Origin of the sequence: Riemerella columbina DSM 16469 (assembly GCF_000374405.1) — a bacterium.
Classification (GTDB): domain Bacteria; phylum Bacteroidota; class Bacteroidia; order Flavobacteriales; family Weeksellaceae; genus Riemerella; species Riemerella columbina.
The window spans coordinates 162,586-177,331 of the sequence record NZ_KB894217.1; the positions used below are offsets into that span (position 1 = coordinate 162,586).

The 14,746-nt window shown below is 37.7% G+C and carries 13 protein-coding genes; 1 reads left to right on the forward strand and 12 read right to left on the reverse strand.

The genetic code is table 11. The annotated features are described in order from the left end of the window. Nucleotides 1-14: 14 nt before the first annotated feature. The 5 genes from C237_RS0100840 to C237_RS0100860 all read right to left on the reverse strand — a co-directional run bounded on the left by C237_RS0100840 (nt 15) and on the right by C237_RS0100860 (nt 4,132). Nucleotides 15-680, reverse strand: a complete 666-nt coding sequence (locus tag C237_RS0100840; protein WP_018674589.1) for an ABC transporter ATP-binding protein — start codon at nt 678-680, stop codon at nt 15-17. Nucleotides 681-786: 106 nt separating this feature from the next. Further along, nucleotides 787-1,866 (reverse strand): glycine cleavage system aminomethyltransferase GcvT, encoded by a 1,080-nt coding sequence (gene gcvT, locus C237_RS0100845; protein WP_018674590.1) that lies wholly within the window; start codon nt 1,864-1,866, stop codon nt 787-789. A 21-nt stretch (nt 1,867-1,887) separates the two neighbouring features. Then, nucleotides 1,888-2,412 carry an isopentenyl-diphosphate Delta-isomerase gene (idi, locus tag C237_RS0100850; protein WP_018674591.1) on the reverse strand — a complete coding sequence of 175 codons (525 nt, stop codon included), beginning with the start codon at nt 2,410-2,412 and terminating at the stop codon, nt 1,888-1,890. A 12-nt stretch (nt 2,413-2,424) separates the two neighbouring features. Next, nucleotides 2,425-3,054, reverse strand: a complete 630-nt coding sequence (locus C237_RS0100855; protein WP_018674592.1) for a hypothetical protein — start codon at nt 3,052-3,054, stop codon at nt 2,425-2,427. A 4-nt stretch (nt 3,055-3,058) separates the two neighbouring features. After that, entirely contained in the window at nt 3,059-4,132 is a 1,074-nt protein-coding gene (locus tag C237_RS0100860; RefSeq protein WP_018674593.1) for a M42 family metallopeptidase, read from the reverse strand. A 57-nt stretch (nt 4,133-4,189) separates the two neighbouring features. Between C237_RS0100860 and C237_RS0100865 the strand changes: the two genes are divergently transcribed. Next, on the forward strand, nt 4,190-4,903 hold the full coding sequence (locus C237_RS0100865; protein ID WP_018674594.1) for a DUF4294 domain-containing protein: 714 nt from the start codon (nt 4,190-4,192) through the stop codon (nt 4,901-4,903). An 8-nt stretch (nt 4,904-4,911) separates the two neighbouring features. On the opposite strand, the gene C237_RS0100870 is transcribed toward C237_RS0100865, so the two are convergent. From C237_RS0100870 to C237_RS0100900, 7 genes are all read right to left on the reverse strand, one after another. After that, entirely contained in the window at nt 4,912-5,637 is a 726-nt protein-coding gene (locus tag C237_RS0100870) for an SDR family NAD(P)-dependent oxidoreductase (protein ID WP_018674595.1), read from the reverse strand. Nucleotides 5,638-5,648: 11 nt separating this feature from the next. After that, nucleotides 5,649-6,620, reverse strand: coding sequence for a polyprenyl synthetase family protein (locus tag C237_RS0100875; protein ID WP_026315405.1), 972 nt, complete (start codon nt 6,618-6,620; stop codon nt 5,649-5,651). A 98-nt stretch (nt 6,621-6,718) separates the two neighbouring features. Continuing rightward, a complete protein-coding gene (locus C237_RS0100880) occupies nt 6,719-8,842 on the reverse strand; it encodes a Tex family protein (RefSeq protein WP_018674597.1) in 2,124 nt (707 codons plus the stop codon). A gap of 60 nt (nt 8,843-8,902) precedes the next feature. Next, entirely contained in the window at nt 8,903-9,421 is a 519-nt protein-coding gene (locus tag C237_RS0100885) for a hypothetical protein (protein ID WP_018674598.1), read from the reverse strand. Nucleotides 9,422-9,514: 93 nt separating this feature from the next. Beyond that, on the reverse strand, nt 9,515-10,180 hold the full coding sequence (locus tag C237_RS0100890) for a PQLLE family protein (protein WP_245539681.1): 666 nt from the start codon (nt 10,178-10,180) through the stop codon (nt 9,515-9,517). Between the two features lie 292 nt (nt 10,181-10,472). After that, the gene (locus tag C237_RS0100895; RefSeq protein ID WP_018674600.1) at nt 10,473-13,352 is read right to left on the reverse strand and encodes a M16 family metallopeptidase; all 2,880 of its coding nucleotides are present in this window, start codon (nt 13,350-13,352) and stop codon (nt 10,473-10,475) included. Nucleotides 13,353-13,445: 93 nt separating this feature from the next. After that, complete coding sequence (locus tag C237_RS0100900) at nt 13,446-14,744, reverse strand: cryptochrome/photolyase family protein (protein WP_018674601.1); 1,299 nt, start codon at nt 14,742-14,744, stop codon at nt 13,446-13,448. Nucleotides 14,745-14,746 lie beyond the last annotated feature (2 nt).

A 14,746-nucleotide genomic window follows, 5' to 3' on the forward strand; every position in this document is an offset into this window, starting at 1 on the left:
TGAAAATTAAATATTTAAATAATCATGCCATCTCTCATAACAAGTTTTCTGTCTGTACTATCTGCCAATGTATTATTATGTGTTACAATAACGAAAGTTTGATTGTATTTATCTCTTAAATCAAAAAATAATTGATGCAGTGCATCGGCATTTTTAGAATCTAAATTCCCAGTGGGTTCATCAGCAAAAATTACTTTTGGGTCGTTGATTAATGCCCTAATGACCGCTACCCTTTGGGCTTCCCCCCCTGAAAGCTGCTTGGGTTTATGATGTATTCTATCTATTATTTTTAAATCTTCAAAAAGTTGTGTGGCTTTATCTAAAAATGGTTTCTCATTTTTACCCGAAATTTTTATTGGCAACAATACATTTTCTAATGCTGTAAACTCTGGTAACAGTTGATGATTTTGAAATACAAAACCAATATTTTCATTCCTAAATTTAGAAATATCTTTATCTTTCATCGTTAGAAAAGACTGCCCATCTATACTGATGCTGGTTTTATAATATTGAATATCAGTGGGACTATCCAAGGTGCCTAAAATTTGTAATAATGTAGATTTACCCGCACCCGATTCCCCAACAATGGAAACTACTTCCGCAGGTTTTATTTCTATATCTACGCCTTTTAAGACTTCTAAATCGCCATAAGATTTATGGATATTTGTTGCTTTTATCATAACTTCAAAAATAGGATTAATTTTAGTTGTGTGCAAATACTCATACACAAAAAAAACCGCCCATAGAAATATGAACGGTTAAGATTTATCGTTTGATATTAAAATTCTATACAAATGGTAATTTTACCACTTTCGCAAGAAGGTTTTTATTTCTTACCTTAATGTAAACATCACTCCCTACTTTAAAATGAGGTTTATCAATATAAGCCAAACCAACGCCCACTTTTTTCATCGGACTCATGGTTCCAGAGGTTACTTTACCAATGGTATTGCCTTCCGCATCTACTATTTCATAATCGTGTCTTGGAATACCTTTTTCTTGCATTTCAAAACCTACTAATTTTCTAGTGATGCCTTCCGCTTTTTGTTGTGCTAAAAACTCTTTATCCACAAAATCCGTATCCAGTTTAGTAATCCAGCCTAGACCTGCCTCTAGTGGCGAAGTGGTATCATCAATATCATTACCATATAAACAAAATCCTTTTTCTAGACGAAGCGTATCTCTCGCAGCCAATCCACAAGGCAACAATCCAAATTCTTCCCCTGCTTTATTTAGGGCATCCCAAAGTTGTTCCGCCACTTCATTTTTAAAATAAATTTCAAAACCACCACTCCCCGTATAGCCAGTATTTGAGATAATGACTTCTGGAACACCATCTACTGTGCCCACAGCAAAATGATAATAAGGAATCTCCGAAAGATTAGTATCCGTTAATTTCTGAAGGGTTTCTACCGCTTTTGGACCCTGGATGGCGATTAGAGACATTTCATCTGAAGCATTCGTGAGTTTCGCCCCAAATTTATCATTGTATTTAGAAATATGCGCCCAGTCTTTATCAATGTTAGAAGCGTTGACAACGACAAAATATTTCTTATCGTTCATTTTGTAAACGATTAAATCATCTACAATACCGCCTTTGCCATTAGGTAAACAAGAATACTGTGCTTTGCCGTCTTCGAGAGTTTCTACATTATTAGAAGTAACATACTGAAGTAAATCTTTAGCTTTGTCCCCTTCGATAAAAAATTGCCCCATGTGAGATACATCGAAGATGCCTACCTTTTCTCTTACTACAAAGTGTTCTTCGGTTACGCCAGAATATTGCACAGGCATATCGAAACCTGCAAAAGGAACCATTTTTGCACCTAAATCTACATGCTTTTGATATAACGCCGTTTTTTTCATTTTTAAAAAGTTTTTATGATATTATGTTATTGAATTTAATTGTGTTCTATACGCCGATAAAATGATTTTAAACCATTCGGTATAATGCTCTGGATGCACTGCCATATCGTGTTCTAAAGTTTCTATCGAACAATATTTAACTTCGGAAACTTCATCTGGATTAAGGTTAAAATCCCCGTTGTATTCCCCTACGAAAACATAGTCCAATTCATGCTCCCAAAGCCCATCGCCTACATCGGCTTTATAAATAAAGTGAAATTGCTCTGTTAGTACTAGATTACTAATCCCAAGCTCTTCTTTTAGTCGGCGGTGTGCCCCTTCTAGATAAGTTTCGTTAGCTCTTGGATGTGAGCAAACCGCATTGGTCCATAGATTAGGGGAATGGTATTTAGTTGCGGCTCTTTTTTGTAGCAACATCTCCCCTTTATCATTGAATAAAAATACCGAAAATGCACGGTGCAGCAAACCATTTTCATGGGCTTGCATTTTGTCCATCAACCCTAAAATTTCATCGTCTGGGGTGACTAAAACTACTTGTTCTTTCATCCAATATATATTTTAGCGAAGATAACCATTCGCTCTTAATTCTTTATGAATTTCCGAGATATTTTCTGGAATTTCTCCACCTATAAGCCAATTCATATCCAAACCATGGTAAATGGTAGCTTTCATTAAATCATCATTTTTGGACATTTCCATACCCAAGACATTCAACGACTCTTTAAAATCGTATCTTTCGTCCTCATGCATTTTATCTATAAGTAAGAGAATTTTAAAAACCTTAGCAACAATATAAACATTAAGTTTTAGATTTTTACTTGCCGAAAACCTCAATAAATTTTCTCGGTTTTTTTTCAAGGTTTCTGTAAGCATAAAAATTAGCAACTCAATTTCTCCATATTTATCTTTAGTTGTTTTTAAATGCTCTGTAATTTCTCCACTCAAATCTCTTAGATTCATCAGTAACTCGCCTGGTGAATAGAAATATTCAGTAAAACGATTAATAGTTTTTAATTGTTTATTCTTCAAACGATCTCTCCTCTCTTCAACACTTTCATCACTAATTAATTCAAAATATAGTCTATTACATAAGACAAGATCCTTTTTCAGTAGCCTTAATATAAGTTTGGTTTTTTCTTTAGAAGGCAAAGCATCAATTGCTTCTTTAAATTCTTTTTCAAAAGTCATAATATTAGAAATATTTTAAATCCATTTCTGGCTTTATTTTCAAAAGCGTTTCGTAAATCAACTTAATGACATTTTGGACATCTTGTTGGTCCACCATCTCTACCGTAGTATGCATATAGCGAAGCGGTAGAGAAATCAATGCTGAAGGTACGCCACCATTAGAATGTGCAAAAGCATCGGTATCGGTTCCCGTAGCACGACTTGCCGCCGCTCTTTGGAACGGAATTTTTTTCTTTTTCGCGGTCTCAACTATTAAATCTCTAATGTGATGGTGTACACTTGGCGCATGGAAAATCACAGGACCATCGCCACATTTTTGGTCGCCTTCTTTCTTTTTCTCAATAAAAGGGGTAGAAGTATCGTGGGTAACATCCGTTACAATGGCTATATTAGGTTTTATCGTATCGGCAATCATATCCGCACCGTACAATCCCACTTCCTCTTGTACAGAATTAGTGATATACAAACCAAAAGGCAATTTCTTTTTATTTTCTTTAAGTAATCTCGCTACTTCCGCAATCATAAAACCACCAATACGGTTATCCAAAGCTCTACATACAAAATAGCGATCGTTGAGTTCAAAAAATGTATCGGTATAAGTAATCATGCACCCCACCGAAATACCTAAATCTTCTACTTCCCTTTTAGACCTAGCCCCACAATCGATAAAGATATTTTCAATCTTTGGCGTTGGCTCGTCTTGTTTTGTTCTAGTATGGATCGCTGGCCAACCAAACACCCCTTTTACAATACCTTTTTCCCCATGGATATTCACTACTTTAGAAGGTGCAATACTTTGGTCTGACCCACCATTTCTAATGACATAGATTAAACCTTCTTCTGTAATATAATTAACATACCAAGAAATTTCATCAGCATGGGCTTCAATCACCACTTTAAACTTAGCTTTAGGATTAATCACCCCATAAGCTGTACCATAGTGGTCTAGCCTTACTTCATCTACAAAAGGTTTGATATAATTGACCCATTTTTTCTGTCCTTCGTGCTCGTAGCCCGTAGGCGATGCGGTATTAAGGTAATCTTCTAAAAATGCTAAAGATTTTTTTTTGAATTTCATATGCGTAAGGTATAATTTTTGCTATCAGATTTAATTCTTTTTAAAGTGGTAAAAATAATGAAATTTAATATAATAACCTCAATTATTGCAGTGTTTTGTTTTACAGCAAATCTTTCTGCCCAAACCGGACAAGATACGATAGCCGTAAGTACCCTATCGCAATATCCAAAATCTAAACTCAAGAAAGATGAATTTGGTAATTGGTATTACTATGACGCTAAGCAACAAGCGAAAATATACGAAATAGAAGGAGAAACAGTAGTCGTGTTTGATGAAGTAAAGATTTTACATAAACCAAAATTTAATAACCAACTAGATAAAAATTATTATTTCTTTCTTAATAAAAAACTCAATCGCGTATATCCTTTATTTCTTACAGCTTTAGAACAATATCAGACGATAGAAAAACAAACTTCTCAAATGCAATATAAAGTAGAAATCAGAAAATTCACTAAGCAGAAACAACAAGAACTTGCTGCGGAATACGAATCTAAACTTCGAAATCTTACCACCTCTGAAGGTAGAATCTTTGCCAAACTAATGTGCCGTGCTACGGGAAAAACTGTTTATGAAATCATAAAAGAACTGCGCGGTGGGTGGAGTGCGTTTTGGTGGAATGTAAAAGGCGATATTGCCGATGTAGACATAAAAGAACCTTACAACCCACACAAATACCGCCACGACGAATATGTGGAATCTCTACTGCAATCTTACTGGAATAAAGGTTTGCTTCCCACCTACGAGGGTTACGAATCTTATGTCAAAAAATAAACTCGAAATTACATTTTTAATTTCTTAAAAATAAACTCAGGAATATTTCTGATAATCATCATAATTGCCCACCAAATTGGGCGTACATATATAGTGTTTTTCTGTTTTTTGTAGCCTTTATATATACAATCGGCGGCTTGTTTTGGCGAAGCCGTTAATTTAGGGTTTAATGGCAAGCCTTCCGTCATTTTAGTTGCCATAAATCCAGGTTTTACGGTCATCACATGAACTTTTCGATGATATAAATAATTCCTTAGTCCACTTAAATAAGCAGTCAACCCTGCTTTGGCACTACCATAAATAAAATTACTTTGTCGCCCTCTATCCCCTGCTACAGAGGACAAAACGATAATGTTGCCCACTCTTTTAGATGCCATTTTTTCTGCAAAATAGTTTAAAACTGGGACTAATTTGGCATAATTAATATTAATAATCGCTTCCGTGTTTTTATGACTGAGCAAGCCATCTTCAGTACCATTTCCTAGATATCCCGAAGCACAAAATAGCAAATCCGATTGGATATGTTCTAGTGCATGGAAATCCACAGTTTGCATTAAATCTAAATGAATAATTTCCGAAGATTGAAAATATTTAACATCAATATGTTTAGCAAATTTTTCTGTAGTTTCTACATTAGAAGTTAATAGATACAAATTCTTAAAGCGTTTACCCTCGGATAACACCTTCTCTACAAAAGCCTGAGCAACCTCAGAATTACTTCCTAATACAATCATGGTTCTTTATTTTACGACTCTCTTTTTAATAAATAATTGGCAAGCTCTATAAATGGAGTTTTATCCTCTTCTGGAAGGTTAATTTCCTTTAGATAATCTTGCCCTATTTGGTTGTGCTTTTGTATCAATCTAAGTACTTTTTCATCCACTTTGGTTCTTCGAAAAATCTTTTCTACCCCGTAAACTTTATCGATATTATCCGTTTTCTTAGAGTACCAATATTCTAGTTCCTTTCTTTCATCTTCGTTAGCATGTTCCAAAGCTAAAAGATAAAGCACAGTTTTCTTATTTTCAAAGATATCACCCGCGTGTTTTTTACCAAACTGCTCTTGATTTCCAAACACATCTAGGTAATCGTCCATAATCTGGAAGGCAATACCAATATGCTTTCCGAACTGATACAATGCTTCGGCTTCCTTTTCGCTAGCCCCAGCAATTAATGCCCCTATCTTGAATGAGGCGGCACTGAGTACCCCAGTTTTATAGGTAATCATCTTAATATAATCGTCGTAAGTGACATTAGAATCTGTTTCGAAATTCACATCCATTTGCTGACCTTCACAAAGGACACCACCAGTTTCAGAAAAAATGGTAATACATTTTTTAAACAATTCTGGTTCTAAATCCTCAAAAAACTGGTAGGCTTTTATCAATAATGCGTCACCAGATAAAATTCCTACATTAACGCCATGCAAAGTATGAATGGTCGGTTGTCCTCGTCTTAATGGGGCTTCATCCATGATATCATCATGAATCAAAGTAAAGTTATGAAAAAATTCAATCGCAAGAGCGGGTTTCATAGCCTTATTTAAATCGCCACCAAATAGTTCGCAACCCATCAAAACCATAATTGGTCTTAGGCGCTTTCCCCCATGAGAAATAATATAGTTAATAGGGTCATAAAGTTCCTTTGGCTGATTTAAAAATTCATTATTTTTAATGGCTTCTGCTACAAGCTCTTGGTACTGATCTAAGAATTTCATCATAATCTAAAAATAATTTTAGCCACAAAAATAGCGAAAATAGTTGAACTTTGGGTATAAAAATCTGATGTATAAAAGACCATAAGGAAAAAACTCTCCTACACCAACTTCAACGCAATTCTTTTCCTCGCTTCATCTACTTCCAATACTTTTACAGAAACGGGCTGATGGAGTTTTACAATATCATTGACATCGGCAACAAAACCATCGGCAAGTTGTGAGATATGAATGAGTCCACTTTCTTTGATACCGATATCTACAAAGCAACCAAAAGCCGTAATGTTATTGACAATACCTGGGACAATCATTCCTTCTTTTACATCGGAAAGGGATTTTACATTCGGGTCAAATTCGAATACTTTTACTTGTTGGCGTGGGTCTAATCCGGGTTTTTCTAATTCTTTTAAAATATCCTTAATTCCCAAGATTCCGATGGTATCGGTAGTATATTTTTCGGGTTGAATTTGCTGAATTTTGGCTTTATTGGCAATCAATTCTTCGGTTTGTAAGCCTAAATCTTTTGCCATTTTCTGAACAATTGCATACGATTCTGGATGCACTGCGGAATTATCCAACGGATGTTTGCCCTCTTTGATGCGAACAAATGCCGCCGCTTGTTGGTAGGCTTTTTCGCCCAATCGTGGAACTTTCTTCAATTGTTCTCTATTGGTAAAGGCTCCATTTTCCGAGCGATAATTGACGATATTTTCGGCTAATTTCTCCCCAATCCCCGAGACATAACTCAGTAACGACTGACTCGCCGTATTAAGGTTGACCCCAACAGCATTCACACAGTGCATCACGGTTTTGTCCAATTCTTCTTTGAGTTGCGTAGCATCAACATCGTGTTGGTACTGCCCCACACCGATACTTTTCGGGTCGATTTTTACCAACTCCGCCAATGGGTCACTCAGTCGCCTTCCGATAGAAACCGCCCCACGCACCGTAACATCGTAATTGGGAAATTCCTCACGAGCAATTTTACTCGCCGAATACACCGATGCTCCTGCCTCCGACACCACAAATACCTGTAAATTTCTATCAAATTGGATTCTTTTGATAAAAAATTCCGTTTCTCGGCTCGCCGTTCCATTTCCGATAGCAATTGCCTCAATGTTGTACGCATTCACCATCGAGCGGATTTTCTTCATTGCGATGGTTTGTTCCTTTTGTGGTGGATGTGGAAAAATGGTTTCGTTGTATAACAAATCCCCTTTTTCGTCCAAACAAACCACCTTGCAACCCGTTTTATACCCTGGGTCGATGGCTAAAATTCGTTTTTCGCCCAAAGGTGCTGCCAATAAAAGTTGTTTCAGATTCTCTGCAAAAACAGCAATCGCCTTGGTATCGGCTTTGGATTTGGCTTCGCTCAGCACCTCGTTGGAAATCGAGGGTTCTAACAAGCGTTTGTACGCATCTTTGCAAGCCTCTGCGATATAGTCGGCAGTTTCGTTATTGTTTTTGATAAAATTCTTCTCCAAAAAATCCAATACTTCATCTTTATCCACTTCCACTTTTAGTTTGATAAAGCCTTCATTTTCTGCCCGAAGCATCGCCAATAATCGGTGGGATGGCACTCTCGAAAGCGACTCATTCCAATCGAAATACTGTTGGTATTTTTGGGCTTCTTCCTCATTTTCTTTTCCTTTTTTGGTGATTTTGGTGACAATCATCGCCTTGCGTTGAAAGAGTTGTCGTAGGCGTCTTCGTACGAACAAATTCTCATTGATCCACTCCGCGATAATATCACACGCCCCTTGCAACGCCTCTTCAATCGTTGGCACCTCATCGGATAAATATTTCTCTGCTACTCGCTCAACATTATCATTGTTTTGAGCCATAATGATTTTCGCCAAAGGCTCTAAACCTCGTTCGCGAGCAGTATCGGCTTTGGTTTTTCGGCGTTTTTTATAAGGCAAATACAAATCTTCTAACTCCTGCAAATCAAAAGATTGTTGGATTTTTTGTTCTAATTCTTGGGATAACGCCCCTTGCTCTTCAATGGATTTTAGGATAGTTTCCTTTCGCTTTTGGATTTCTTCGTATTGCTTTTGTCCTTTTTGGATTTGCTCAATTGCCACCTCATCCAAGTTGCCTGTCATATCTTTTCGATAACGCGCAATAAAGGGAATTGTAGCCCCTTCATCGAGTAATTTTAGGGTGTTTTCAATCGACTTTTGTGGAAGTTGGGTTTGTTGTTGTAAGTATTGTGTAAGTGTCATTTTTTTGATTGTGGGTTTTGGCAAAGGTAAGAAGTTACAAAAGATTGTATGATATTTTGACTATTTGTAAAATGTATCTCTAATTTTTTCTTCCATTTTTTGAAACCAATACTCATCGCCCTCTAAATCTACTGCTATTTTAGCAAAAATACCCGAATACAAAAACAGCCAATAAACTAAATGCTTCCATTTAAAATCTTTAAAGCTAATAGAGAATGAATGTTTTTCTGTTATATTGGTTCCTTTTTCATTTTGGGTCAGGATTTTTGTAATGATATTTTTAACTCCCGATTGATGCCTTACTATTTGAAAATAATTGAAAGGTGTAATTTTAGTAATCTTATTCGAAACTACCTCTCCTTTACAATCTTCGCCTGTATGAATTTCCATCCATTTATTCCCTTTCTTCAGTTCAAAGTCCTCTCCTATTTCAGTATAATAGCAAGGTGACTTTGTGAACTCAACAGCATATTTCGGATGTACTAAGAAATCCCAAATCTCTTCTTGCGAATACGGACTCTGATAATCTACGACTATAGAAGTATATCCTTTTTTACAACTGATTTTTTTATTTTCCATAAAGTTTAAATTCTATTTCTTTCAAAAACAAAGATACTACTTCCCTCAAAAAAACCAAGCACCTCTACAAAAAGGTACTTGGTTGTATAATGGCTATCGTTTTACCACAATTCCCATGGCTTCGAGGTGTTGTTCATCGCTGAGAGTGGCTTTGGCGTAGGCGATAAGGTCGGCATAGTGTGGGTACAAATCATCAAAAGCTTTGTCGCGGGTTTCGGTGGCTTTTTGGGCTTCGGCAGTTTCCTTTTTCTGACTTTCTTTCAGGGTTGCTACCTCATTTAATAAGGTTTTTACCGCTTCCAAATCCGCTTCTTTGATGTTAATGGTCTTCACTTTTGCCAAGAACTCGGGTGTTTGTAGCAATTGTGCATAGAAATTGGAGACTTGCTGATACCACGCACTGTATGCTATTTTGCGTTTGCCGTTGAGATCTAATGCTGCCGTAGCTTTCACATCTTTTTTAAACAATATGCGACAAAGTGCCAAATGCGTTTTGTATTTGTCGTCAATTGCTTTGCGTTTCTCCTCCACCTTACTGGTTTCCTCGTACTGCTCGGCGTATTCCTTTTTTTGCTTTTGGTGTAAGGTTTCCAACTCGGTAACCTTTGATAGAAGTTCGTTGAGTTTGGCTTCATTATAGCCTAAAACGGCTAATTGCGGATTGATTTCGGCTAATTTAGCATTCGCAAAGGCGAGTTTCATTCGAGAAATCCATTCTTCAAGGCTTACTCGTTTTCTTTTGTTGTCTTTTTCTTCCATAATTATATTGTTTTTCAAGTTAAACATTTAATTTTCAATCTGTCAAATTTATTTTTTTTTCATTGAAAAACAAAACATTAAAAGCTATTTTTTAATCATTACCTGTTACTATTGGATTATTACAAGTCATCATTCATTTGTTACTGGTCATTATCCATTTGTTACTGGTCATTATCCATTTGTTACTGGTCATTATCCATTTGTTACTGGCAATAATAGATTAATGGCAGCTACCCGTCTTCCCTTATCCCGAGATACTTTACACAATCATAGAGGTTATGATTCTAAGGTCTTATCCATCGCCAAAAAGCGCCTCTACACTTAGTTCCTCTACATCGCCCATTTTTTTGAGGGTGGTAAAATCTAGGTTTTCCTTTTTACCTATCAATACCGTATTGTACTGGATTTGTTCTATATCTTTCTTATAAAACGCTGTAAGCTGCTCTAGGCTAAGCCTCTCTATCTCGTGGTAAATTGACTGGCGGATATCGCCATCTACTCCCCACTTTTTGTAGGCTTGGTGGGTAAAGAATAAATTCCTTCTGGACAACCGCTGTGCGGCAATCTGCTTTAGGGCAGCCTGTTTAGCATGATTAAACTGCAACGGTACTTGTGGCAAACTCGCTAATAAATCTTGCATAGCTTCTACGGCTTGGGCAAGTTTGTTGGCTTGTGTCCCTATATAATGGGTGATATAGTTGTGCCGACCCAAAACTGGTGGATAAGAATACGATACATAGGCAGAATACGCCAAAGACCGCGACTCCCGTATTTCTTGAAACACAATGGAAGACAATCCATGCCCAAAATACTCGTTGAATACATTGATAGTGCCTAAATCCTGAGGATTAAAGGATTGCCCACGCCCCAGCTTCATCAGCTCTACCTGCACCATATCATAATCGATAAAATAAACCTTTTGACTGGCTTCGGGTTCTGGGAAGATTTTTGGCACTGGTACAGAGCATATGGTTTCATTTGGCATTCTGGAAAGTCCAGTTTCAGCCATCAGCGTTTTAAAATGTTCTCGGTTTTGACCATAGAAAAAAAGGCTATAATCGTATTGTAACAGCGTTCTGGCTTTAGCAATCCATTCATCGGCTTGGGCCGTTTCTAAACGCTCTTGGCTAATGATAACCTCTCTAAAACGCGAGTCTTTGCCATATTTAGCATAATTAACCAATGCTACGCGTATTCTGTTTTTGTCTTTTTTGGCGACTTCCCTTGCTTGTAGCATCGTTTGCACCACTTGGCGGTAGATGCCCTCATCGGCTTTTACATGGTTTAGCCAATGGTTCATCAGTGCTATACCACGGTGCAGGTTTTCCTCCAAACCGCTAAGGCTTATAGAAGTTTGGTCTGTCCCTACGCGAATACTGTAACTAATGCCTACCTTGTAGAACTCCTGTTTTAGCGCCTCTGGGGTATAGTTATCCGTTCCCATATACTCAAAGAGCTGAAGCGCTACCCCCAGTTCCCTATCGTGGTCGGTACCCAAAGGAAAGAGGTAGTTCATCTGTGCGAGATTATTCTTTTTGTTCTTTACAAAATTGAGGGTTACCCCATCTACTACCTCTGTTTTTATTTCTTTATTAAAGTCTACAAACTCTGGTTGGATAGGCTCCGAAGGGGTTTCCAAAATAGCGGTTAAGAACTCGGATTGGTCTGTTTTGTTAAGACTAATAGGGGTAATCTGCGGTGGGTCTACATGCAGTAGTTTATCATTAATGCCTTTTTCCTTATACACAATGGCGTAATTGTCCTTAAAAAAAGATTGTGCAAATGCCACCACTTCTGCCTTGGTTATCTTTTCGTAATGTTCTATCTCGGTTAATTCTTCGCCCCAAGATTTATCTTTAATGTAAGTTTCGTAAAGGTTAGTAGCGAGTCCGTCGGCAGTTTCTAGTTTGCTTAGGCGGTTAGTTTTCATATCATTGATGATTGCCGTCATGAGCCAATCTGGAAACGCCCCCTCTTTTAAACGCTGGATTTGCTCTAAAAGTAAAGTTTTAGCCTCTTCCAAAGTTTGCTGCTCTTTCGGAATAATTGCCAAAGAAATATACCCATACGCCTTGAATGGAAGATGATATGCTGCCGCCCTCAGTGCCGTATGCTTTTGGTTGATGTTTAGGTCTATCAACCCCACCTCGCCATTATTCGATAGAATTTGAGCACAAAGGGTTGCCAATCTAGAATTTTGTGTACCATAACTATCCGTTCGCCACGCCAACTGTACCCTTGGGCTGGTAGGGCTTTTTACTGTACGCTCCACAATCGTGGTCATTGGTGGTTCTATGATAGGTGTTTTCTCTGGCAAAGGTTTGTATTGAAACTTTCCGAAATAGGTTTCTGCTAAACCGATGGTTTCCTCAAAATCCAAATCGCCCACCAAAACTAATGCATAATTGTTCGGCACATAGTACTCATTAAAATACTGATGAATGGCTACCATAGAAGGGTTTTTAAGGTGTTCCGCCTTGCCTAGAGTCGTCTGCTGACCATTCGGATGGTTGGGGAATAATGCTGCCATGAGTTCATAATTCACCAGACGATAATCGTTGTCTTGCGCTCTATTAAACTCCTCGTACACCGATTCTAATTCCGTATGAAACAAACGAAGGGCTAAGCCAGAAAATCGTTCGCTTTCAATTCTAAACCATTTTTCTAATTCGTTTTTGGGAATATTATTTTTATAAACCGTTTCGTCTAGCCAAGTATGGGCATTGGTGCCTGATGCCCCAAGGGAGGAAATTGCCTTATCGTACTCGTTGGCAATGGCATATTGCGCCGCCTCTTGAGAGACTTGGTCTATTGTTTTATAGATTTCTTTTTTCTTTTCGGGATTTTGTTCGGCTTTGTGTTGCTCAAACAAATCGGATAATTGTTCCAATAATGGCGCTTCTTTTTCCCAATTGGTAGTCCCCAACCGAGCCGTTCCCTTGAACATCATATGTTCTAAATAATGGGCAAGTCCTGTGTTGTCTTTCGGGTCGTTGTTGCTTCCCGTCCTTACAGGGATATAGGTTTGTATTTTTGGTGCCTCATGATTCTGGGCAAGATAGACTTTGAGTCCATTTTTTAAGGTATAAATCCGAACGCGGTTGGCATCGTTCTCGTAAGTTTGGTAGGTATAGCCGTGGTTGTCTGTATAGGTCTGTGGTTCGTTCTGCATAGGTACTTCTTTTTATGTAAATCAAAACGCCCTTCAATACGATATTGAAGGACTTTATATTGTGATTTTCCGAGCGCAAAGATAGTGAAATTATTATGGACGGAATTTATCAATTTCTTTCATCTTGGCTAAAAATTCTGCTCGTGCTGCTTTATGTTTGAGCATAGGTTCGGGGTAGTCTTTAGTGCCAAATTCTGGAATCCAGCGTTTCACATACGCACGGTTTTTATCAAATTTATCCAACTGCAAATCGGGATTAAATACTCTAAAATACGGGGCAGCATCTACCCCAGTCCCCGCTGCCCATTGCCAGTTGCCATTGTTCTGAGCCAAATCAAAGTCCAACAATTTATTAGCAAAATAAGCCTCACCCCATCGCCAGTCTATCTGTAAATCCTTAACTAAAAACGAAGCCACTAGCATCCTCACCCGATTGTGCATAAATCCCGTAGCGTTGAGCTCTCGCATCCCTGCATCTACTAAAGGAAAGCCTGTTTTGCCCTCACACCATGTTTTAAAATCTGCTTCATTATTTTTCCATTGGAATCCTGCGTATTTATCTCGGAAAGGTTGACTCACCACATTAGGGAAATGCCATAAAATTTGCATAAAAAACTCGCGCCAAATCAATTCCTTCAGCCATGTAAAATTGATTTTTTTAGCCTCTAAAACAGCAGTTCTTGGGCTAATGGTGCCAAACCTAAGATGGACACTCTGTTTGGAAGTGGCGTCTAGTGCAGGGATATTTCTTTTTTTATCATAATCCTCCAGTTGTTGATAAGGGATTTTTGGCGGCTGATAGTTTAGCTCCGTGCTTTTAAAGCCAATATCATCTAAAGTAAGGTGGCTGGGTTTTTCTGCCTTGTAGAGTTGGTCTAAGTGCTTTTCGGAAGGGTATTGCTGTATAAGGGTTTCGGATAACCGATTGAGCCATTGTTTAGAATAAGGCGTATAAACCGTGTACGGATTGCCGTCTGCCTTTAAGATTTCATCTTTGGCAAAAATCATTTGGTCTTTATAAGATTGAAACATGATGTTTTTACTTTCCAAAAAGTCCTTAACCTCAGTATCTCGTCTGATGGCGTAGGGTTCATAATCCTCATTACAAAACACAGAAGCGATTTTGTATTGAGATGTTAACTCTTTGAAAATTTCTAAAGGCTTTCCATAAAAATAATGAATATAAGGGTGCTGACTATTGAGATGCTCTAAGGCTTGGTAAATAAAATCGACTCTTCGGTCGTGCTGGTCTTCCAAATCATCTAAAATAGCGTTATCAAAAATAAAAATAGGTAGTACCTTATATCCCGAATCTAAGGCTTGAAATAAACCGTGATTGTCGTTCCATCTTAAATCTCTTCTGAACCAAAAAATACTGATTGGGGTGTCCATAG